This window comes from Micromonospora sp. DT233 (genome assembly GCF_049841815.1).
Classification (GTDB): domain Bacteria; phylum Actinomycetota; class Actinomycetes; order Mycobacteriales; family Micromonosporaceae; genus Micromonospora.
Genome location: NZ_JBNCLB010000002.1, coordinates 574,495 through 593,611, shown reverse-complemented (window position 1 = coordinate 593,611; position 19,117 = coordinate 574,495). Strand labels below are relative to the sequence as shown.

18 protein-coding genes and 1 pseudogene are annotated in these 19,117 nt (G+C 74.1%); 9 read left to right on the top strand and 10 right to left on the bottom strand.

The window, feature by feature from the left end; translation table 11 throughout:
• The first annotated feature begins 301 nt into the window (after positions 1–301).
• The 3 genes from ACLQ2V_RS06855 (at position 302) to ACLQ2V_RS06845 (ending at position 5,257) form a co-directional block, all read left to right on the top strand.
• Complete coding sequence (locus ACLQ2V_RS06855; protein ID WP_425717507.1) at positions 302–868, top strand: hypothetical protein; 567 nt, start codon at positions 302–304, stop codon at positions 866–868.
• 163 nt (positions 869–1,031) lie between these two features.
• A complete protein-coding gene (locus ACLQ2V_RS06850; RefSeq protein WP_425717506.1) occupies positions 1,032–3,806 on the top strand; it encodes a glycosyltransferase in 2,775 nt (924 codons plus the stop codon).
• Complete coding sequence (locus ACLQ2V_RS06845) at positions 3,806–5,257, top strand: radical SAM protein (protein WP_425717505.1); 1,452 nt, start codon at positions 3,806–3,808, stop codon at positions 5,255–5,257. The genes ACLQ2V_RS06850 and ACLQ2V_RS06845 overlap by 1 nt, the downstream gene beginning before the upstream one ends.
• Positions 5,258–5,302: 45 nt before the next feature.
• Here the strand turns inward: ACLQ2V_RS06845 and ACLQ2V_RS06840 are convergent, their stop codons facing one another.
• Positions 5,303–5,941 (bottom strand): TetR/AcrR family transcriptional regulator, encoded by a 639-nt coding sequence (locus ACLQ2V_RS06840; RefSeq protein WP_425717504.1) that lies wholly within the window; start codon positions 5,939–5,941, stop codon positions 5,303–5,305.
• A gap of 76 nt (positions 5,942–6,017) precedes the next feature.
• Here ACLQ2V_RS06840 and ACLQ2V_RS06835 point away from each other — a divergent pair, with 76 nt between their 5' ends.
• Positions 6,018–7,451 carry an MDR family MFS transporter gene (locus tag ACLQ2V_RS06835; protein WP_425717503.1) on the top strand — a complete coding sequence of 478 codons (1,434 nt, stop codon included), beginning with the start codon at positions 6,018–6,020 and terminating at the stop codon, positions 7,449–7,451.
• Positions 7,448–8,335: a mycothiol conjugate amidase Mca gene (gene mca / locus ACLQ2V_RS06830; protein ID WP_425717502.1), complete on the top strand. Its 888-nt coding sequence runs from the start codon at positions 7,448–7,450 to the stop codon at positions 8,333–8,335. The genes ACLQ2V_RS06835 and mca overlap by 4 nt, the downstream gene beginning before the upstream one ends.
• 13 nt (positions 8,336–8,348) lie before the next feature.
• Here the strand turns inward: mca and ACLQ2V_RS06825 are convergent, their stop codons facing one another.
• Positions 8,349–8,720, bottom strand: a complete 372-nt coding sequence (locus ACLQ2V_RS06825) for a signal peptidase I (RefSeq protein WP_425717501.1) — start codon at positions 8,718–8,720, stop codon at positions 8,349–8,351.
• 35 nt (positions 8,721–8,755) lie between these two features.
• The gene (locus ACLQ2V_RS06820; protein ID WP_425717500.1) at positions 8,756–9,181 is read right to left on the bottom strand and encodes a DUF3592 domain-containing protein; all 426 of its coding nucleotides are present in this window, start codon (positions 9,179–9,181) and stop codon (positions 8,756–8,758) included.
• A gap of 78 nt (positions 9,182–9,259) precedes the next feature.
• On the opposite strand from ACLQ2V_RS06820, the gene ACLQ2V_RS06815 reads away from it, so the two are divergent.
• Positions 9,260–9,931 (top strand): hypothetical protein, encoded by a 672-nt coding sequence (locus ACLQ2V_RS06815; RefSeq protein WP_425717499.1) that lies wholly within the window; start codon positions 9,260–9,262, stop codon positions 9,929–9,931.
• A 273-nt stretch (positions 9,932–10,204) separates the two neighbouring features.
• Here ACLQ2V_RS06815 and ACLQ2V_RS06810 read toward each other — a convergent pair.
• The 5 genes and pseudogenes from ACLQ2V_RS06810 to ACLQ2V_RS06790 form a co-directional block, all read right to left on the bottom strand.
• Positions 10,205–10,654 (bottom strand): annotated as a pseudogene (locus ACLQ2V_RS06810) (SRPBCC family protein); the annotation flags it as partial.
• A 109-nt stretch (positions 10,655–10,763) separates the two neighbouring features.
• Positions 10,764–11,249: a GNAT family N-acetyltransferase gene (locus tag ACLQ2V_RS06805; protein WP_425717498.1), complete on the bottom strand. Its 486-nt coding sequence runs from the start codon at positions 11,247–11,249 to the stop codon at positions 10,764–10,766.
• Between the two features lie 41 nt (positions 11,250–11,290).
• Positions 11,291–12,637, bottom strand: coding sequence for an MFS transporter (locus ACLQ2V_RS06800; RefSeq protein ID WP_425717497.1), 1,347 nt, complete (start codon positions 12,635–12,637; stop codon positions 11,291–11,293).
• Positions 12,634–13,257, bottom strand: coding sequence for a winged helix-turn-helix domain-containing protein (locus ACLQ2V_RS06795; protein ID WP_425717496.1), 624 nt, complete (start codon positions 13,255–13,257; stop codon positions 12,634–12,636). Before ACLQ2V_RS06795 ends, ACLQ2V_RS06800 begins: the two co-directional genes overlap by 4 nt.
• 73 nt (positions 13,258–13,330) lie before the next feature.
• Positions 13,331–13,948: a pyridoxamine 5'-phosphate oxidase family protein gene (locus ACLQ2V_RS06790; RefSeq protein WP_425717495.1), complete on the bottom strand. Its 618-nt coding sequence runs from the start codon at positions 13,946–13,948 to the stop codon at positions 13,331–13,333.
• 138 nt (positions 13,949–14,086) lie between these two features.
• Between ACLQ2V_RS06790 and ACLQ2V_RS06785 the strand changes: the two genes are divergently transcribed.
• The 3 genes from ACLQ2V_RS06785 to ACLQ2V_RS06775 are packed head-to-tail and all read left to right on the top strand — an operon-like array spanning position 14,087 to position 16,193.
• Positions 14,087–14,593, top strand: coding sequence for a DUF2231 domain-containing protein (locus tag ACLQ2V_RS06785; protein ID WP_425717494.1), 507 nt, complete (start codon positions 14,087–14,089; stop codon positions 14,591–14,593).
• A complete protein-coding gene (locus ACLQ2V_RS06780) occupies positions 14,590–15,084 on the top strand; it encodes an Hsp20/alpha crystallin family protein (RefSeq protein ID WP_425717493.1) in 495 nt (164 codons plus the stop codon). Before ACLQ2V_RS06785 ends, ACLQ2V_RS06780 begins: the two co-directional genes overlap by 4 nt.
• A 5-nt stretch (positions 15,085–15,089) precedes the next feature.
• Entirely contained in the window at positions 15,090–16,193 is a 1,104-nt protein-coding gene (locus tag ACLQ2V_RS06775) for a glycosyltransferase family 9 protein (protein ID WP_425717492.1), read from the top strand.
• 69 nt (positions 16,194–16,262) lie between these two features.
• On the opposite strand, the gene ACLQ2V_RS06770 is transcribed toward ACLQ2V_RS06775, so the two are convergent.
• Both ACLQ2V_RS06770 and rfaE2 read right to left on the bottom strand, forming a co-directional pair.
• Positions 16,263–17,126, bottom strand: coding sequence for a glycosyltransferase family 2 protein (locus ACLQ2V_RS06770; protein WP_425717491.1), 864 nt, complete (start codon positions 17,124–17,126; stop codon positions 16,263–16,265).
• The gene (gene rfaE2, locus ACLQ2V_RS06765; RefSeq protein WP_425717490.1) at positions 17,123–19,054 is read right to left on the bottom strand and encodes a D-glycero-beta-D-manno-heptose 1-phosphate adenylyltransferase; all 1,932 of its coding nucleotides are present in this window, start codon (positions 19,052–19,054) and stop codon (positions 17,123–17,125) included. Before rfaE2 ends, ACLQ2V_RS06770 begins: the two co-directional genes overlap by 4 nt.
• Positions 19,055–19,117 lie beyond the last annotated feature (63 nt).

The window sequence follows — 19,117 nt, the reverse complement described above, 5'->3', positions numbered from 1 at the left end:
CGACCGCTACAACCAGCGAGCCTGCCGTCATCGACGGTACCAAGGTCATGTGCCGCAGGTTCATTATCAGGGCCGTGCCGGTCGGAGCCCTTCATACCCCGGTACACCGCAGTGATGATCTTTCTTCGAGATAGGCATTACGGGATGCTGCTGCGTCCGTTGTTCGCTGGGCCGATCCTGCCCGGCCATGCGGTCCGTGCCGTCATCAAGCGGAACGATATGGCCTCCGTCAATTAGTAGGAGGTGGTGCCGAAACGCAGGGTGCTAGCGTCCAGGTGGTCTCGCCCGAAGGAGTGCTCGTGTGATCGTTGCGGTGATCGTCGCGTGCGAGATCGGCTTCTGGCTGATCCTCGGTGCCGGCCTCTTCGCCCGGTACGTCCTGCGCCGCAAGCGCCTGGGCTCCGTACTGCTGCTCTTCGTCCCGGTGACCGACCTGATCCTCATCGTCGCGTCCATCCTGGACCTGCGCGGCGGCGCGGCGGTCGACGCCACGCACGGGCTGGCGGCGGTCTACCTGGGCTTCAGCGTCGCCTTCGGCCCGGATCTGATCCGCTGGGCGGACGGCTGGTTCGCGCACCGCTTCGCCGGCGGCCCCCGCCCGGCCAAGCCCCCGAAGTACGGCGCGGCGCGGGTCCGCTACGAGTGGCGGGCCTGGCTTCGGTGCGTGCTGGCCTGGGCGATCACCTGCGCGGTCACCGGGGTGCTCGCCCTGGTCGCCAGGAACGCCCCGAACAGCCAGGCCCTCTGGGGCTACACGGTGCAGGTCACCGTCGTCACGCTGATCTGGTTCGTCGGCTGGCCGCTGTGGATGACGATCTCACCGCCGAAGGCCCCGGCGGAAACGCCGCCCACGGGGGAGCGTCGGTGACCTGACGGGCCGTCGCTCGTTTTACCCGGGTCACCGGCATGCGCGGAGTCACATCTATGGTGATCGTTGGATGGGAGTCGTAGGCTGCAGTGATCACGGCGAGGTAACAGCGATCACCGCCGATCGGTGCTCCTCCATGCCCCCTTGGCAAGGGAGATTCCGGATGCAGCCGCCGCTCGACCCGCCGCACCAGAGCGATGTCGAAGCACCCGTCCTCTGGGGGGTCTCCTTCGACGCCACTCCGCTCTCCGGGGTGGTCGTCGAGTTCGTCAAGCTCGCCGAGGCGTTCCGACAGCGCGGTCACCGGGTGTTGCTGGACGTCGGGTACGACATCAAGGAGGACAAGGGCCACTTCTTCGTCCCGTACACCGACGAGGCGACGCACCTGCCGCCCTGGGTCGAGCTGGCCCGCATCGACGGCCTCGCCGACGTCCCCGGCTACGACGCCGACTTCGTCCGGGCCACGCTCGACGCCGTCGGCCGGGGCACCGAGCTGCCGACCGAGGTGGCGGCGATCAGCGCGGCCGTCGCCGACCGGATCGTGGCCACCTGGCGTCGCCACCGGGTGAGCGCCGTGCTGGTGGAGAACGGCACGCTGCCGGAGAACGTCACCTACACCCGCGCCCTCCACCAGGCCATCGCGCGCTACGGCCGGGAAGCGGGCCTCGGCACGTACGTGCTCTGGCGCGACCACGACCTGATGTGGTCCAGCGAGCCGGCGGCCGGCAAGTACGGAGCATCGCCGTATCCGCACGCGGTGCGCCCGGTCGACTCGCCGCACATCCGCTACCTGGCCCTGCACGAGCACGCCCGTCGGCGCACCCTGGCCTGGGCCCCCGAGCTGCGCGACATCCGGGTGCTGCCCAACACCTTCCGGTTCGACCCGCCGCGGCCGGGCGCGACCGACGACGGGTTCCGGGCCCGCCACGGCATCCCCGCCGACGCGGCGCTGATCGCCCGGTTCACCCGGCTGGTGCCGCAGAAGCGAATCGACCGCGACATCGACCTGGTCGTCCGCCTGACCCGCTGGTTCGCCGACCGGGGCGTCGACCGGCCGGTCCACCTCTTCGTGGCCGGCGAGCCGACCGAGCACCCGGCCACGACGGCGGCGCTGCGGGCGTACGCGCAGCGCCGGGGCGTCGCCGACCGGGTGACCTTCGGCGGCCCGCTGGCCCCCCGCGACATCCGCCTCGGCCCCGACCCGCGCCGCCGGCACACGGTGGCGGACCTGCTGGCGGCGGCCGACCTCACGTCGTTTTTGACCTCGTACGACTACGAGAGCTACGGCAACCCGATCGGCGAGTCCATCGCCTCCCGGGTGCCCTACCTGACCACCCGTTACGAGCTCTACGACGCCGTCTACGGCAGCAAGGGACTGCACGCGCCCGTGCTCGACGTGGGCCCGGACGACGAGGCCCCGATCACCGACGCCTTCGTCGCCGAGGTCGCCGAGCTGCTCACCAACCCGCTGCTGTACCGCCGGGTGGCCGCCCACAACCACGCCCGGGGCCGGCGGTACTTCGCCACCAGCCGGGCCGCCGAGCTGGTCGACGAGCTGCTCGGCGCGGGGGCCATCGCCAATGCGACAGCCACCGGGGCCACGCCGACCCGCCGACCGGCGGCGACCGAAATCTACGGCCGCGCCGCCGTGCCCCCGCTGACCGACGGCGTACGGATGACCGTCGTCCTGCCGGTCTTCAACGAGGCGGCCAACATCGCCGCCGTGCTCGACTCGCTGGCCGGGCAGCGCGGGGCCGACGGCCCGCTCGACCGGGGTCTCTTCGACGTCCTGCTGGTCGACAACAACTCCACCGACGACACCGTGGCGCTGGCTCGCGACCTCGCCGCCACGCACCCGGGGCTGCGGGTGCACGCCATCGGGGAGCCGGAGCAGGGGGTGTCGTGCGCCCGCAAGGCGGGGATGGACTTCGCCGCCGAGCGGGCCCGGTCGCGGGACGCGTCGGCCGTCGACCCGCCCTCGTTCTTCCTGGTCTCGGCGGACGCGGACTGCCGGGTCGACCCGTACTGGCTGGCGGAGTTGCTGGCCGCGATGCAGGGCAGCAAGGCCGCGATCGGGGTCTGCGACTACTACTACGACCGCGCGCACTTCGCCGGTCGGCCCCTGCTCTGGGACGCGATCGACCGGACGCTGCGCTGCCGGGCGGTGACGTTCTCCCTCTTCGGCGGCTTCCCCGACGGCAAGGGCTTCGCCGTGGAACGGCAGGCGTACCAGCGGGTCGGCGGCATCGAGCTGTCGTACCAGCTCAAGGACGGCCGCTTCCTCAACCACCTCTCCGACGACTGGGACTTCGGCATCCTGGTCCGGGCCAGCGGCGACGACATCACCTACGTGCCCGGCTCCCGGGTGGAGATCAACCCGCGCCGGGTGGACCACGCGATCGACGAGGTGATCACCGGGCGGGCGTACGGGGCCGGCGGCATCATCACCATGCGCGACATCCGCCCGGACGCCCCGGCCCCCGTGATCGCCGACCTCACCGAGGACGAGGCGTTGCAGGCGTGGGAGTTCTCCATCAAGGACTTCGTGCCGAAGAACATGATCCTGCCGGTGCTGCTGACCCCGGCGCTGCTCAACGAGAGCGCGGTGGTCGAGTTCTTCACCCCGGCGCTGGCGCAGCGGCTGGCCCGCCGGATCGCCGAGATCACCGCCGAGTCGCGGCTGATCGACTTCGTCCCCATCCACTCGTACAAGTCGCCCAGCTTCCGGCTCTACTTCGAGTTCGCCGACGAGCTCTTCGCCCGGCTGCGCGCCACGGTCGGGCCGGACATCGGCTACCCGCCGCCGCTGCCCGACTGCCTCCAGGAGATCCGCGACCAGGGCGATCCGGAGCGCTTCCGGGACTTCGTCCGCTACTACTGCGAGGACCGGGAGTCCGGTGCGGCGCACGACCATTTCGGCAACGGAGGGGTGTTCTGATGGGCGACCCGTACGCGGCGGCGCTGGCCTCGCTGCACAGCCTCGACCCGGCGCGTCCCCGGCCCGCCGTCGTGGACGTGCTGGCCGCCGCGGAGAACCGCCAACTGCTCGAATACGTCGCCCTCGACCCGTTCGGCGCGCACGTCTTCCCCGGCGACATCCCCGACGCGCCCGTGGACTCCTTCCTCGCCGATCTGAACACGCAGTTGGCCGACACCCGCCCGATCCACCTCTGGTCCTACATCCCCACGTGCAGCTACCGCTGCCGGTTCTGCCAGTACCCGGTCGTCCTGGTCAAGGGCCGGCCGGAGGTCACCCGCGCCAAGGTGGACCAGTGGGTGGACCTGAACATCCGCGAGGCCCAGCTCTGGCTCGACCGGGTGCCGCACCTCCGCGAGGCCCCGGTGGGCGAGTTCAACGTCTTCGGCGGCACCCCCTCGCTGATGTCGACCGACGCGGTGGCCCGGCTGCTCGACTTCTACCGGCGCAACTTCGCCTTCACCCCCGACACCGCCATCCGGTTCGAGGGCGACCCGACCACCTTCACCGAGCCGCTGCTGGAGTTCCTCCTCGACCAGGGCTGCCGCAAGCTCTCCTGCGGGGTGCAGTCGTTCGACGACCCGGTGCTGCGTCTCTCCGGGCGGGAGCACAGCGAGACCGAGTGCCGGGCCTTTCTCGACACCACCCGCCGGCTGGGCTTCGACTGGGTCACCGTCGACCTGATGTACGGGCTGCTCGACCAGACCGTCGCCAGCGTCGAACGGGACCTCGACATCGTCACCGGGTACGAGGTGCCGGGGCTGGTCTGCACCAAGCTGCACCTGCGGTCGTACGCCGACACCCGCACGGGGGTCGCCGGCGACCGGCCGGCGGCGTGGCAGTTCGCCAGCTACCGGGAGAAGCTGGCCGACGACGGCCACCACTGGCCCACCCTCGGCGAGCAGTACCAGATGCGCGAGGTGCTGGCGGGCGGGCTGACCGCCAGCGGGTACGCCGAGCACCCCACCATGTACTTCCACCGGCGCGAGCACCCCCCGGAGCGGTGGAAGGCCATCATGGTCGACCAGGACCGCCAGGACGCCGAGGTCGCCATCGGGCTCGGGGGCAGCTCGAGCTGCCGGCAGTCGGAGGCGATGACCGAGGTCAACGCGAACCGGTACATCGAGCTGGTGGAGGCGGGCGTGCTGCCGCTGGCCTCGGTCACCCGCTTCGGCCAGCGCGCCAAGGAGTCCCGCTCGATCAAGATGGCGCTGTCGACGCTGCAACCGCTCCGCGACGACCTGCACCGGGAGCGCTTCGGCGGCCGGTCGCTGTTCGACGAGCCGTGGGGGGAGACCCTCGCCGGGCTGGAGCGACGCGGCCTGCTGCGTACGGACCGGGCGGCCGGCACGGTGCACCTGACCCCGGCCGGCGAGATCCTGGTCGAGGCCATCATGAACACCGAGTTCTAACCGCGTCGAGCGTTCCGCCGGGCTGACGCGCCGGGCGGGCGACGGTCAGCCCGCCCGGACGAGATAGTCGCCCAGGGCCGGCTCGAGCATCCCGAAGCTGACCTCGGCCGCCTCGGCGGCCCGCCGGTCGGTCTCGTCCTGCGGCACGCCGTCGCGGACCAGGGAGCGGACGAGCCGGAACAGCACCCGGTGCGCGGCGGCGAGCTGGGCGGCGGCGGCCCGGGTGTGGTCGGCGTCCCGCGCGCCGTCCTCGGCGGCGAGGGCGGCGGCGAGCGCCTCCTCCCGCCGCTCGTCGATCTCACGTTCCCGGGCGCGCAACCGTGGGCTCTCGTGCGCCAGCCGCGCGAAGCCCACCGACGCGTGCCCGGTGAGCACCGGGTACGTCCCGCCCAGCGCCGCCAGGTACTGCCGGCGCAACCCGTGCAGTGCCGACTCCCCGGGCCGGCGGGCCCGCACCGCGGCGGCCAGGCTCTCCTCGACGAGGGCGTGCGCGTCGAAGACGAGGTCCTCCTTGCGGGGGAAGTAGTTGGTGACGGTCATCTTCGACACGCCGGCCGCCGCCGCCACGTCGGCGATGGTGACCTGGTCGAAGCCGCGCTCGATGAAGAGCAAGGTGGCCTGGTGCGCGAGGCGGTCCCTGGTCGCCTGCTTCTTCAGTTCGCGCAGCCCCGGCACGTCGCTCATGGCGGTGATGGTAGCGGCCTGGGTTCCACACAAGTTTATGCTTGACATAAAAATATGTGCGACCTAAGTTTGCCGCATGACCGATCGCCTGGACGCCGGGCTCCTCCGCGTGGCCGGCGTGCTCGTCCTGGGTGCCGTGCTCGCCCAACTGGACACCACCATCGTCAGCGTCGGCATCGGCTCCGTGGCTGCGGGCGTGCACGCCGACCTGGTCACCGTGCAGTGGGTGACCACCGGCTATCTGCTCGCCGTCGCGCTGGTGGCACCGCTCTCCGGCTGGCTGGTCGACCGCTTCGGCGGCAAGCGCGTCTGGCTGCTGGCCGTCGCGGTGTTCGTCGTCGGCTCGGCGCTCAGCGGGCTCGCCACGACGGCCGGGGCGCTGATCGCGTTCCGGGCGCTGCAGGGCCTCGGCGGCGGGCTCATGCAGCCGGTCGGCCAGGCGTTGATCGCGCGGATCGCCGGACCGGCACGCATCGGCCGGCTCGTCGGGCTCATCACCACCCCGGTCTCGCTCGCGCCGATCGCCGGACCGGTCCTCGGCGGGCTGCTCGCCTCCGGACCCGGCTGGCGCTGGATGTTCTTCGTGAACCTGCCGATCGGCCTTGCCGCCCTCGTGCTGGCCGCCCGGCTGGTCCCGCCGGACGACGCCGAGCGGGACCGCACGCTGCGCGTCGACCGGCTGGGTCTGCTGCTGCTCCCGCCCGGCCTGATCGCCCTGGTCTACGGCCTGTCGCTGAGTGGTCCGGGCACGGACGCGGTGGCCCAGGCCGCCCTACTGGGGTACGGCGCCATCGCGCTGGTCGCCTACGTGGTGCACGCCCTGCGGACCACCCGGACGCCGCTGCTCGACCTGAGCCTCTTCCGTGGCCGCGGCTTCACCCTCGCGGCGGTCAACACCTTCCTGATCGGCGCCGCGCTGTACGGCTCCATGCTGCTGATCCCCCTTTACCTGGTGCAGGCGTACGCGTTGAGCCCGCTGGCCGCCGGTCTCGCCCTCGCGCCGCAGGCACTCGGCATGGCCGTGATCGCCCCGTTCGCGGGCCGCTGGACCGATCGGCACGGCCCCCGCGCGGTCTCCCTGCTCGGCATCGTGGCCATCGTCGCCGGCACCGTCCCGTTCCTGCTCGCCGGCTCCCGGCCCCCGCTGTTCCTGCTGGTGGGGGCGCTGTTCGTCCGGGGCCTCGGGCTCGGCGCGGTGGTGCCGCCGAACGCGGCGGCCACGTACACGTCGATCACCCGCGCGCAGATCCCGGCAGCCACCGGGGTGCGTACGGTGCTGAACCGCATCGGTGGCTCGATCGGCACGGCCCTACTGGCTCTCATCCTGCAGACGGCGCTCGGCGACTCCGGGGTGGATGCCGCGTTCGGCCACACCTTCGGCTGGGTGGTCGCCTTCGCGGTACTGACCCTGATCCCCGCCGCGATGTACCCGCGGCACGCCCCGGGCAAGCCGGCGGCCGGTCCTACGCCCGGGAACACCGGGACGCTCGTCAAAGGAGGCACCCGATGACCCCGCCGAACCGGGCCAACCTGTCCGGGCTGCGACTGCTCACCGTGCACGCCCATCCGGACGACGAGTCCAGCAAGGGCGCGGCCACCCTGGTGAAGTACTCGCGGGCCGGCGCGGACGTCCTGGTCTGCACCATGACCGGCGGCGAGCGCGGCAGCGTGCTCAACCCGTCGCTGGACCGTCCGGAGGTCTGGGCCGAACTGCCCGCCCGACGCCGGGCCGAGATGGCCCGCGCCCGCGAGATCCTCGGCGTGCGGCAACGGTTCCTCGGCTTCGTCGACTCCGGTCTGGTGACCGCCGGGGCGGTGCCGCCGGACAGCTTCGCCGCGCAACCCATGGACGTGGCGACCCGGCCGCTGGTCGAGGCCGTCCGTGAGTTCCGGCCGCACGTCATGATCACGTACGACGAGAACGGCGGTTACCCGCACCCGGACCACCTCCAGGCCAACCGGGTCGCCGTGGCCGCCTTCCTGGCCGCCGGGGACCCGTCGCGATACCACGACTGCGGTCCGGTGTGGAGCCCGCAGAAGCTCTACTACACCTGCGCCTTCAACCGGGACTACTTCGAGGCGATCCACCGGGCGATGGTCGACGCTGGCCTCGACTCCCCGGCCGGTGAGGTGCTGGCGGGCTGGCCGGAGGAGTGGCCGACCTGGGAGGTGACCACCCGCGTCGAGTGCGCCGAGTACTTCCCGATCCGGCGGGCCGCGCTGCTCGCCCACGAGACCCAGGTGAACCCGGACGGCCCGGAGCTGTCCTGCCCGCTGGGCCTGGAGATGCAGGTCTGGCCCACCGAGGACTACCACCTCGTCTCGTCGGCGGTGCCGACCGACCTGCCGGAGACCGACCTGTTCGCCGGGGTGACCCCGGACGGTGGCGCATGACCGGCACCCCGCCCTACGGCTGCTCCGGTACGGCGTAGCCGGGGACGGACGGCCAGCGGACGGTCAGCACGACCGAGGGCTCCTCGGCCTCCCACGAGTGGTCCACCCCGTGCCCCCACACCACGTAGTCCCCGCGCTCGGCCAGCACCACGTCGCGCCCCGGCAGCTCGACCCGGAAGCGGCCCTCGATCAGCATCAGCAGCGCCGTGCGGCTCTCCCCGGTGACCCACCGGGCGCGCCGGTCACCGCGCGGGTGCACGCCCCACTTGATCTCCACATCGGTGCTGTGCCGGGGGCTGCCGGGCTCCTTGAAGTGCCCCAGCAACCAGCCCTTGTCCCCGGCGGCGTCGATGGTCGCGTTGCCGACGTACACGCTCTCAGTCACGGGCGCCGACGCTAACACGACGGGCAGGAACGCCTTCAGCCCTGCGCCAGGAGCCCGCGTACGAACGAGCCGAGCAGGAACAGCCCGACCAGGATGAAGACGGCGCTGATCCCGGCGGTGGCGAGCCGCACCGCGCCGTGCACACCCGACGTCAGCCGGGCGGCCTCGGGGTGCCCAGGCGGGTACAGCACCGTGACCTGCTCGCCGCGCTCGTGGCTCGCCCAGCGGGTCGACAGCTCGGGCGTGAACTCGCGCTCCGTGCCGTGCTCGTCGCGGAAGGCGATCACCGGCGCGTAGAGCCAGGCGCCCTCCTCGGTGTCCCGCTGTACGCGCACCCGCACGACCGTGCCGAGGCGCCGGACGCCCGAGCGGCCCAGCGGCCGGAGCCCCAGGGCCTGCCGCACCCCGGCGACGAGCAGACCCAGACCCCCCACCACCTGAATGAGAACATCCACCAACATGACGCCATCGTGCCCGACCTGCGAATGGCGTAGATGCGGGCCTGCGTGCCAGGCAGCCGAGGCACTACCTTGTCCCACATGCGTCTTGCCCCACCGATACCGCCGGCGCCGCCGGCCACCGTGCGCATCGCCTCCGGGCTGCTGCTCGGTGTCGCGGGGCTCGCCCTGTGGTCGGCGCTCGTCGGGCTGGTCTTCGCCAACACGAGCCTGAGCGTCTACGTCGACGCCTACACCGGCGAGACCGGCTCCGGGTTCGGCAGCATCGCCGCCGCGACGCTCGACATGCTCTTCGCCGCCGGGGCCGCCGCCCTGGCCGTCCTGACCGGTCGGGGTCGCAAGAAGGCCCGGACGACCGCGTACGTGCTCGGCGGGATCTTCCTCGTCTGCGGGGGCCTCGGCAGCGTGACGGATCCCTTCCAGGGGCCGGCCGGATCCGCGGGCGACGGCATGGTCGAGCGCCTCATGCCGGCGGCGTACGGCATCGGCATCGGCGCGGTCGACGCGCTGACGGCGCTGGCCGTGCTGGCCGCTCTCGCGCTGCTGACGCTGCCGCCCTCGGACCGCTACTTCCAGGAGTGCGAGCGCAACCGGTACGTGCTGGTCATGTCGCCGCCACCGCACCCCGTCGGGTACGACACCCCCGCCGCGGAGGCACCGCACCCCTTCGGCGTCCCCGCGCAGCGCGACCTGCCGCCGCACACCGGCAGCATCCCGGCGAGCGACCCCTGGGCCGCGTACGACGACGACTGATCGCCGCACGCCCCGGCCCGCACGGCGGCGGTCCCGACCGGGAAAAGGCCCCGTGACCAGGCATTACGCCGGGCACACAGGGCCTTTCGGTGCAGCTTCGGATCAGAGCGGCCGGCGGGCCGCCTCCGGTTCGGTGAACGTCGGGTACGCGCTGCCGCCCGGCGGCGTCACCGCGCCGTCGGCGGGCCGGTCGCCGCCGTCGCGGCTCGTGTCGCCGCCGTTCCGGCTCGTGTCGGCGTACTCGATGCCGGGGGTGCCGAGCTGGCGGCCCTCGTCGATCCTGCCGCGCCAGCCGCCGCTCTCGACGCCCCGGCTCTCGATGTACTCCTTGAACCTGCCCAGGTCGGACTCGGCCTGCCGCTCGACCAGGTGCAGCTTCTCGCCGGCCTTCTCGATCACGCCCTCCGGCTCGTACTCCAGGGAGAGCTTGACCAGCGTGCGGTCGGTGTCGACCGGCTGGAAGTGCACGGCGCCGGCGTTGGCCGCGCCCTCGGTGGCGGCCCAGGCGACCTTGCGGTCCGGGACCTGCTCCAGGATCTTGGCGTCCCACTCGCGGGTGACGCCGGCGATCTCGGCGACCCAGTGCATGCGCTTGTCGTCGAGCTGGCGCACCTCCCGGACGCCGCCCATGAACCGGGGGAAGTCCTCGAACTGCGTCCACTGGTTGTATGCCGTACGGACCGGAACGTTCACCTCGACGGACTTCTCGACCTTGGTGGTCATGTCGCTCCCTTCGGGTCGGTTGCCCGCGCGCTCGTTGGAGAGCGCGGTCGTCACGTCCCTTCAGTCGTACCCGACCCCGGTCGTCCCAATCGGATTCGGTGCGGGCGGGTCAGAATGCGCAGTACATGACGTGCAGGCCGACCCGGCCCAGGCTCGGGTGGGCGAAAGCCCCCGGCACGGTGCCGACGATCTCGAAGCCGAGCCGCCGGTACAGCTCGACCGCCCAGCGGTTGGTCTCGGCGACCGCGTTGAACTGCATGCCGGCGTACCCGTGCCCGCGGGCCCAGCCCAGCGCGTCCCGGCACAGCGCGCCGCCCACGCCCCGGCCCCTGGCGTCGGCCGCGACCATGAAGCTGGCGGTGGCGACGTGCGAGCCCGGTCCGGGTCGGTTGGGGCCCATCTTGGCCGAGCCGAGCAGCCGGTCGCCCTCGACCGCCACGACGGTCCGCCCCGGCGGGCGCTCCACCCACGTGTCGTACGCCTGCTCGGCGGTCATGGCCGGGTCGTACGCGAAGGTGTCCCCGGCCCGGACGACCTCGGCGACGATCTCCCACACCCGGGGCCAGTCGCCCTCGGTGAACTCGCGGATCAGCACGGCAGCCGACGCTAGCAGCGGCCCCGCCCGGCGGCGACGGGTTATCGCGCCGGCCCGCCCGGCCGCTCCGGCTCGGCGGGCAGTTCCCGCAGGCCGCGTACGGGGGAGAAGAACACCCAGAGCAGGCCGAGCAGCGCACCGGTGGTGGCGATCCAGAGCGCCGGCCGGACGCCGAGGGTGGCCCCCAGCGCCCCGCCGAGCAGCGCGCCGATCGGCCGGATCCCGTAGTTGACCGTGCGGCGGGCACCCATCGTGCGCGACAGCAGCGCGTCGGGGGTGAGCGCGGTCTGCATCGAGCTGGTGGTGATGTCGAGCATCATCACCCCGGCCCCGGCGCCGAACTCGGCGGCGAAGAGCATCCCGAGCACCACCGGCGTCGGCCCGTCGGCCAGCGGGACGAGCAGCAGCGGCGCGGGAAAGGCCACGAAGCTCGCCACCATGGTCGGCCCGACGCCGAACCGGCGGGTCAGCCGCCCGGTGATCGTGGCACCGAGCAGCCCGCCCACCGCGCCCGCGCCCAGCACCGCCCCGAGCACGCCGGGGGAGAGGCCCAGCTCCTCGACGGCGTAGAGCACGAAGAGCGCCGAGAACATGAAGTTGAAGAGGTTCAGGGTGGTGGTGCCGAGCAGGATGGAGCGCATCGCCCGCGCCCGCGCCACGAACCGCAGCCCGTCGGCGAGGCCCAGCCCGCCGCCCCGGGCCGGCGCGGGCTCCGTCGGCCGGATCCGACCCAGGAAGTACGCGGAGACGAGGTACGACGCGGCGTCGGCCAGCAGCGCGATCGGGGCGGTGAGCACCTGCACCAGGACGCCGCCGACGCTCGGGCCGGCGACCACGGACATCGCCCGGCTGCCCGAGATGAGGGTGTTCGCGGCCACGTAGTCGGGGCGGCGCACCAGCGCCACGAAGATCGGCGCGCGGGCCACCTCGAAGAGCACGGCGAGGGTGCCCGTGGCGAAGGCGATCGCGTAGAGCTGCGGCAGGGCCAGCCGGTCGAGCAGGTACAGCACCGGCACGACGGCCAGCAGCAGGGCGCGACCGAGGTCGGCGAGGATCATCAGCCGGCGCTTGTGCGGCAGCCGGTCGACCCACGCACCGGCGATCAGCGAGAAGAACAGGTTCGGGGCGAGGGCGGCGGCGGTCAGGTAGCCCATCTCGGCCGGCCCGGCACCGGCCCCGAGCACGGCCAGCAGGGGCAGGGCGAGGGTGGAGATCTCGTCGCCGAAGTACGAGACGCTCTGCGCCGACCAGTACCGCCGGAAGGTCCGCTCGCGCAGCAGCGGGGGCAGCCCGAGCCGCCCGCCGCGCCGCCCGGGACCGGGGCCCGTAGGGGGAGCGGGCGCGGGACCGGCGGCGACCGGCGGAGCAGGGGTCGTCTCGCCGCTCACCGGGCACGACCGGGCTCGGTTGGGTCGGCGTCGGGCGTGGTCGGGCTCGTCGCCGGGGCGGCGTCGAGGAGGGCGAGTTGCACCAGGGAGACCCGGCGCGCGTCGGCGGGCCGGCGGGACGGGTCGGTGATGCGGTCGTGGTACTCGGCGAGCAGCGCGTCGATCCGCTCGGTCAGGGCCGCCATCTCGTCGGCGGTGACGTAGAGCGAGGTGTCGCCGAAGCCGGTGACCGCCCGCCAGGCCGTCGGCTCGTCGGCCCGCCGGGCGAGGAACTGCTCCGCGTACCGGACGTAGAGGGCGAGCTGGGTGGCGTTCAACGCTTCCGTGGCCGCCTGCACCCGCGGGTCGTCGGAGGCACCGTCCCAGGTGGTGTTGGCGGCGGTGGCCCGCCAGGGGCGTTCCCGGGCGTCGCCGGCGGGGGCCCGTTCGGCGAGCCCGTACTTGGCGAGCTGGCGCAGGTGGAAGGAGCAGTTCGGGACGCTCTCGCCGAGCCGCTCGGCGGCCCGGGTGGCCGTCATCGGCCCCTCCCGCCGCAGCAGCCCGACGAGGGCCATCCGCAGCGGGTGGGCGTAGCCGCGCAGGGCGACGGGGTCGGAGAGCTTCACCTCAGGCAGGGTCACACCGTAAAGCTATCTTTAGAAAGATATCTTTAGCAATGATCCGCGCGGCGGCGGGCGGGAGCGACCGCCGCGCTCAGCCGTAGATCTTCTTCCCGTACTCCGGGCCGTAGTAGCGCTCAAGCTCGGCCAGGGACATGTCGGGGTTCTCGACCTCCTTGCTCAGCGCGGGCCGCGCCGGCAGCGCGTCCGGCTGCCAGGTCTCCGGCCGCCACAGCTCGGAGCGGAGGAACGCCTTGGCACAGTGGTAGAAGATCTCCTCGATCTCCACCACGATCGCCAGGATCGGCCGGTGGCCCTTGACCACCATGTCGTCGAAGAACTCCGCGTCGCGCACCAGCCGGGCCCGGCCGTTGATCCGCAGCGTGTCGGTGCGGCCGGGGAGCAGGTAGAGCAGCCCGACGTGCGGGTTGGCGAGGATGTTGCGGTAGCCGTCGGCCCGGCGGTTGCCCGGCCGCTCCGGCACGGCGATCGTGGTGTCGTCCAGGACGAGGGTGAAGCCGGGCGGGTCGCCCTTCGGCGAGACGTCGCAGGTGCCGTCGGCCCCCGCCGTGGCGACCAGGCAGAACGGCGAGGCGGCCAGCCACTGCCGGTCGCGGGCGTGCAGGGCCCGCCGTTCCTTGTTGGCCGCGCGGGCGCTCGGCGTCCCCAGCAACTCGCGCAGTTCCTCGTACGAGGTGATCTCCACCGTCACGACATCCTCCCCCGACCGTTGATCCCGGTGGCGGCGAACGGCGCCGGTGCCGTGGCCCCCGTCGCGCCTGAGCCTAGTGCGGCGCGGCCACACAGGACAGGTGTGCCGACGCCCCCCAACCACGACGGAGGCCGCGCGATGGAGAGCCGACTGAAGGTGCTCGGGCACCCCGTGCACCCCATGCTGATCACGTTCCCGGTCGGCCTGCTGATCACGGCGGTGATCTTCGACGTCGTCGACACGGTCGGCGGCCCGCGCTTCCTCGGCGAGGTGGCGTACTGGAACATCACCGTCGGCCTGATCGGCGGCCTGCTGGCGGCGGCGGCCGGGGCGTTCGACCTGCTCGCCATCCCCACCGGCACCCGCGCGAAGCGGGTGGGCCTCAGCCACGCCGCCGCGAACCTGGCGGTGATCCTGCTCTTCGCCGCCGTCTGGGCGGTCCGGCTCAACGCCGACTCCCGGGCGGCCGGCGGCGCGCTCGTCGCCATCGAGCTGGTCGCCCTGGCCATCCTCCTCGGCAGCGCGTGGCTCGGCGGGGAACTGGTCGACCGGCTCGGCGTCGGGGTCGACCGGGAGGCCAATTTGGACGCGCCCAGCTCGCTGCGGGGCCCGGCGGCGACCCAGCGGATCGGAGACGCGCGATGAGCGCGCAGTCCCCGCCCGAGGTGGAGCTGACCGAGACCGCCGAGGGGTGGGAGGTGGTGGTCCGGCTGCCCGGCGTCGCCCCCGAGGAGGTGGCCGTCGAGCTGGACGACCGGGAGCTGCGGGTGCGGGCCCGCTCCGAGGCCGAGGTCAACGCCGACCAGGGCATCCCCGGCGGCGTCGAGACCCGGGGCTTCGCGCACCGCGTCGGCCTGCCGTCCCCGGTGGACCCCGCCCGGATCGACGCCGTGATGGACCACGGCCTGCTCCGGGTCCGGCTGCCCCGGGCGCCCCGCCCCGCCCCGCGCACCATCGTCGTCGGCCGCGTCGGTCACCGGGGCACCGGCACGTCCCAGCCGGTCGACCCGGCCGCCGACCGGGAACTGCACCACCAGGACACCGCCGCCGGCCGGGAACCGCCGCACCCGGGCAGCGCCGCCGGCCGGGAACCGCAGCACCCGGACAGCGCCGCCGGCCAGATCGACCGGCCGTAGCGGCCATGGTCACCGCGTCCCCGCTCGGCCCGGTCGACGGGCTCGTGCCCGACGTGCGGCGGATCGCCGTGCTGCGCGCCAACGCGCTCGGGGACCTCATCTTCATCCTGCCCGCGCTGGCGGCGCTGCGCGCCGCGTACCCGCAGGCGGAGATCGTGCTGCTCGGCGCGCCGTGGCACGCGGAGTTCTGGCGCGACCGGCCCGGCCCGGTGGACCGGGTGCTGGTGGTCCCGCCCGCGCCCGGCATCCGCGCCGCGCAGCCGGGCGAGGCGGAGCCGTCGACGGCCGACTTCCTGGCCGCCGCCCGCGCGGAGCGCTTCGACCTGGCGCTGCAACTGCACGGCGGGGGCGGCAACTCCAACCCGCTCGTCACCGCCCTGGGCGCCCGCGTCACCGCCGGGCTGCGGGCCGAGGGTGCCCCGCCGCTGGACCGCTGGACCCGGTACGTCTACTACCAGCACGAGGTGCTGCGCTACCTGGAGGTGGTCGCCCTGGTCGGGGCGGCGGCCACCGCGATCCTGCCGACGGTGGCGGTCACGGACGCCGACCGGGCCGAGGCGAGGCGGGTGCTCGGCGCACCGCCCGGCCCCCGGGTGGCGCTGCACCCCGGGGCCACCGACGAACGACGCCGCTGGCCGGCCGAGCGCTTCGCCGAGGTGGCCCGCGCCCTGGTCGGCGACGGGTACGAGGTGCTGGTCACCGGCACCCCCGCCGAGCGGGACGTGGTCGAGCGGGTGGTCGCGGCGGCCGGGGTGCCGCTGCGCCCGCAGGTCGGCACGCTCGGCCTCGGTGGCCTCGCCGCCTGCTACGCCGACTGCGCCCTGCTGATCTCCAACGACACCGGCCCGCTGCACCTGGCCGCCGCCGTCGGGGCGCCGACCGTCGGGATCTACTGGATCGGCAATTTGATCAACTCCGGGCACCCGCTGCGCGCCCGGCACCGGCCCATCGCCTCCTGGACGGTGCGCTGCCCGGTCTGCGGGATCGACTGCACCCCCGGGATCTACCCGCACCGCCCCGGCGACGGCGACTGCCCGCACCAGGAGTCCTTCGTCGGCGACGTGCCGGTGATCGAGGTGGTCGAGGCCGCCCGCGAGCTGCTCGGCTGACCCATCACCGGCGGCGTTCCCCGCCGGGTCAGGGCGCGTACCGGCGTCGGGGCGAGGTCGCTCGCCGGGTCAGGGCGAGTCGGCGAGGAGCACCTCCCACGCCTCCACGTCCCGCTCGGTGACCGTGGTCGGGGACTCCAGGTGGTACGCCCCGCTGGGCAGGACGCCCGCGCCGCCGTGGCGCTCCAACACGGCGAGCTGGGCGGCCACGTCCTCGCCCTGGTGGCGCTCGTGCACCCGCCGCCAGAAGTCGAAGCCGCCCGAGGCGACCAGCGCCGCCCGGTCGTAGAGCACGCACCCGCCCACCCAGGAGACCTTGTACGCCCGCCAGGCCCCCGGCGGCAGGCGCAGCGCCTCGGTGACGTGCAGCAGGTTCGCCGCCGAGTGGATCGACGCCCGCTGCCACTGCGGGGTGCCCGGCCGGACCCGCTCCGGCACCGGCCGGCCCACCCACTCCTCGTAGTGCCGGTGGGTCTGCGGGCGCACGTCGTCGACGTACGACAGGCCGTGCACGGCGTTGCCGACGAAACCGCAGCCCAGCTCGCCGATCGCGGTGACCAGGCGGTGCAGCGTCCCCGGCTCCAGCCAGACGTCGTCGTCGAGGCAGAGCACGTACCGGGCGGTCGACTGCGCCAGCAGGTACGCGCGGTGCTCCGCCAGCCCGCGCCGGGGCAGCCGCCGGGTCAGCAGCACCGGGTGGCCCCGGCGGCGCAACGCCCGGACCAGGGTGGCCGCCGCCGGGTGCGCGTACGCGGGGTCGCCGTCGGACTGGTCGCTGACCACCACCCCGAAGCCGGGCACCCCCTCCTGGGCGGCGAGCCCGGCGAGCGTGACCGCCAGCTCGGCGGGGCGTTCCCGGGTCGGGATCAGCACGTCGAGCTGCCGCTCCCGGCGGAAGTCGGCGGCGTCGCCGCGCTCGAGCGGACGGTTCACCCCGGCCTGCCCGGCACCGGAGCGGTCGCCACCTCGCCCGGCCTTCCGCCCCGATCGGCGCTGTTCGGCCCCTCCGCTTCGCCGGGCACCCGGTGGTGGGCGCGGATCCGGTCGATGATCGCCGAGGTGGAGCGGTCCGGCACGTACCCCAGGGTGCGGACCTGCCCGCCGAGCCGGCGCACCAGCGGGGCCTCGGGCACCAGCTCCGGCGGGTAGTCGCCGCCCTTGACGTACACGTCGGGGCGGACCGCCTCGATCAGCCCCGCCGGGGAGTCCTCCTCGAAGATCACCACGTGGTCCACGCAGGCCAGCGCGGCGAGCAGGGTGACCCGGTCCTCCACCGGGTTGACCGGCCGGTCCGGTCCCTTGAGCCGGCGCACGCTGCCGTCGGAGTTGACCGCGACGACCAGCAGGTCGCCCAGCGCCCGCGCCTGCTCCAGGTAGCGCACGTGCCCGGGGTGCAGCACGTCGAAGCAGCCGTTGGTGAACACCACCGACCGGCCCGCCTCCCGCTGGGCGGCCATGATGGTCGCCAGCTCGTCGGGGGCGACCAGGGCCGGGTGGTCGGGGTCCCCGGCCGCGGTGCCGAGGGCGTGCAGCAGGTCCTCGCGCCGGCACACGCAGGTGCCGGTGTCCGACACGGTGATGGTGGCGGCGAGCTGGGCGAGCTGCGCGGCGGTCGGCAACGGCGCGTCGGCGGCCAGGGCCAGCGTCATCGCGGCCAGGTACGCGTCCCCCGCGCCGACCGCGTGACTGGCCGGGACCGGGGTGCTGTGGCTGCGCCGGGGGGTGCCCTCCGCGCCGCCCACCACCGCGCCGTCGGTGTCCAGGGTGACCGCGACCACGTCCGCGCCGGTGTGCGCGCGCAGCTCGGCGAGGCGGGACTCGGCCAGCACGGCCCGGTCCACCCCGTCGCCGGCCCGCGCGTTCACCGTGACGCCCGTGCCGGTGACGCTGAGCCCGTCGCCGGTCATCGCCACCCGGTCCTCGCCGGGCGTCGGCTCGCCGGTCGCCCCCGTCGGCCGCCCGAGCGGCCCGGCAGCGGCGACCCGACGCGGCCCCGCCCCGGTGGCCGGCGTCGCGGGCCGGGTCCCGCCGGCCCCGTCGGCCGGTGCCCCGGCTGCGGAGGCCGCCGCCCCTGCGGGGTGCTCGCCCGGCGCGCTGCCCACGGTCAGCTCCGAGGGGCCGTCGGGCCGGTCGACATCGGGGTGGTCCAGGTGCAGGTGGGAGTCGTTGCGGGCGGCGGCGCGGGCGAGCAGCCGGGTGGCCTCGGCGAAGCTCGGGGTGACCACGGTCGGGGCCAGCCCCCGCCAGTCGGCGAGGTCGTGGGCGTCGAGCGCGACCGTGGCGTACCGGTCCCGGGCGGCGACCAGCCAGGCGCGCACGGGGCCGGGCAGCGAGCCCAGCCCGTAGTCGCAGACCACCAGCGTGGGCGGCTCGCCGTCGGCGGCGACCCGCAGCTCCTCGGTGGCGGCCTCCAGCGCCGCCAGCAGCCCGGCCACGCCCTCGTCGTCGAGCACGTCGTCCGGGTGGCCGGAGTCCTCGCGGAGCAGGATCTGGTTGCCGGCGAGCATCCGGCGTTTCACCGGCGTCGGCCGGCCGGGCTGGTTGACGGTCCGGTCCCAGACCCCGGCCCGGTCCAGGCAGTCGTGCAGCTCGTCCCCGGCGACGTCCGCGCCGACCGGGGCGACCAGCGCCGCCCGGCCGCCGAGCGCGGCGACGTTCACGGCGGTGTTCGCCGCGCCGCCGGCCGCCGAGAGGTGCCGGCGCAGGCTCAGGACCGGGGCGGGCGCCTCCCGGCAGAGCCGGTCGGACTCCGCGAACCGCCACTCGTCGAGCATGGCGTCGCCGATCACCAGCACGGGACGCCCCAGCCAGCTCTCCACGACGGTGGCGAGCCGGCGCTCTTCCGCTGCTGCTGCTGCCATGACCGCCGGGTCCCCGTCGGGTGCCCGGTCAAACCCGCCCCCGGCACCGCCCGGCGGCACCGG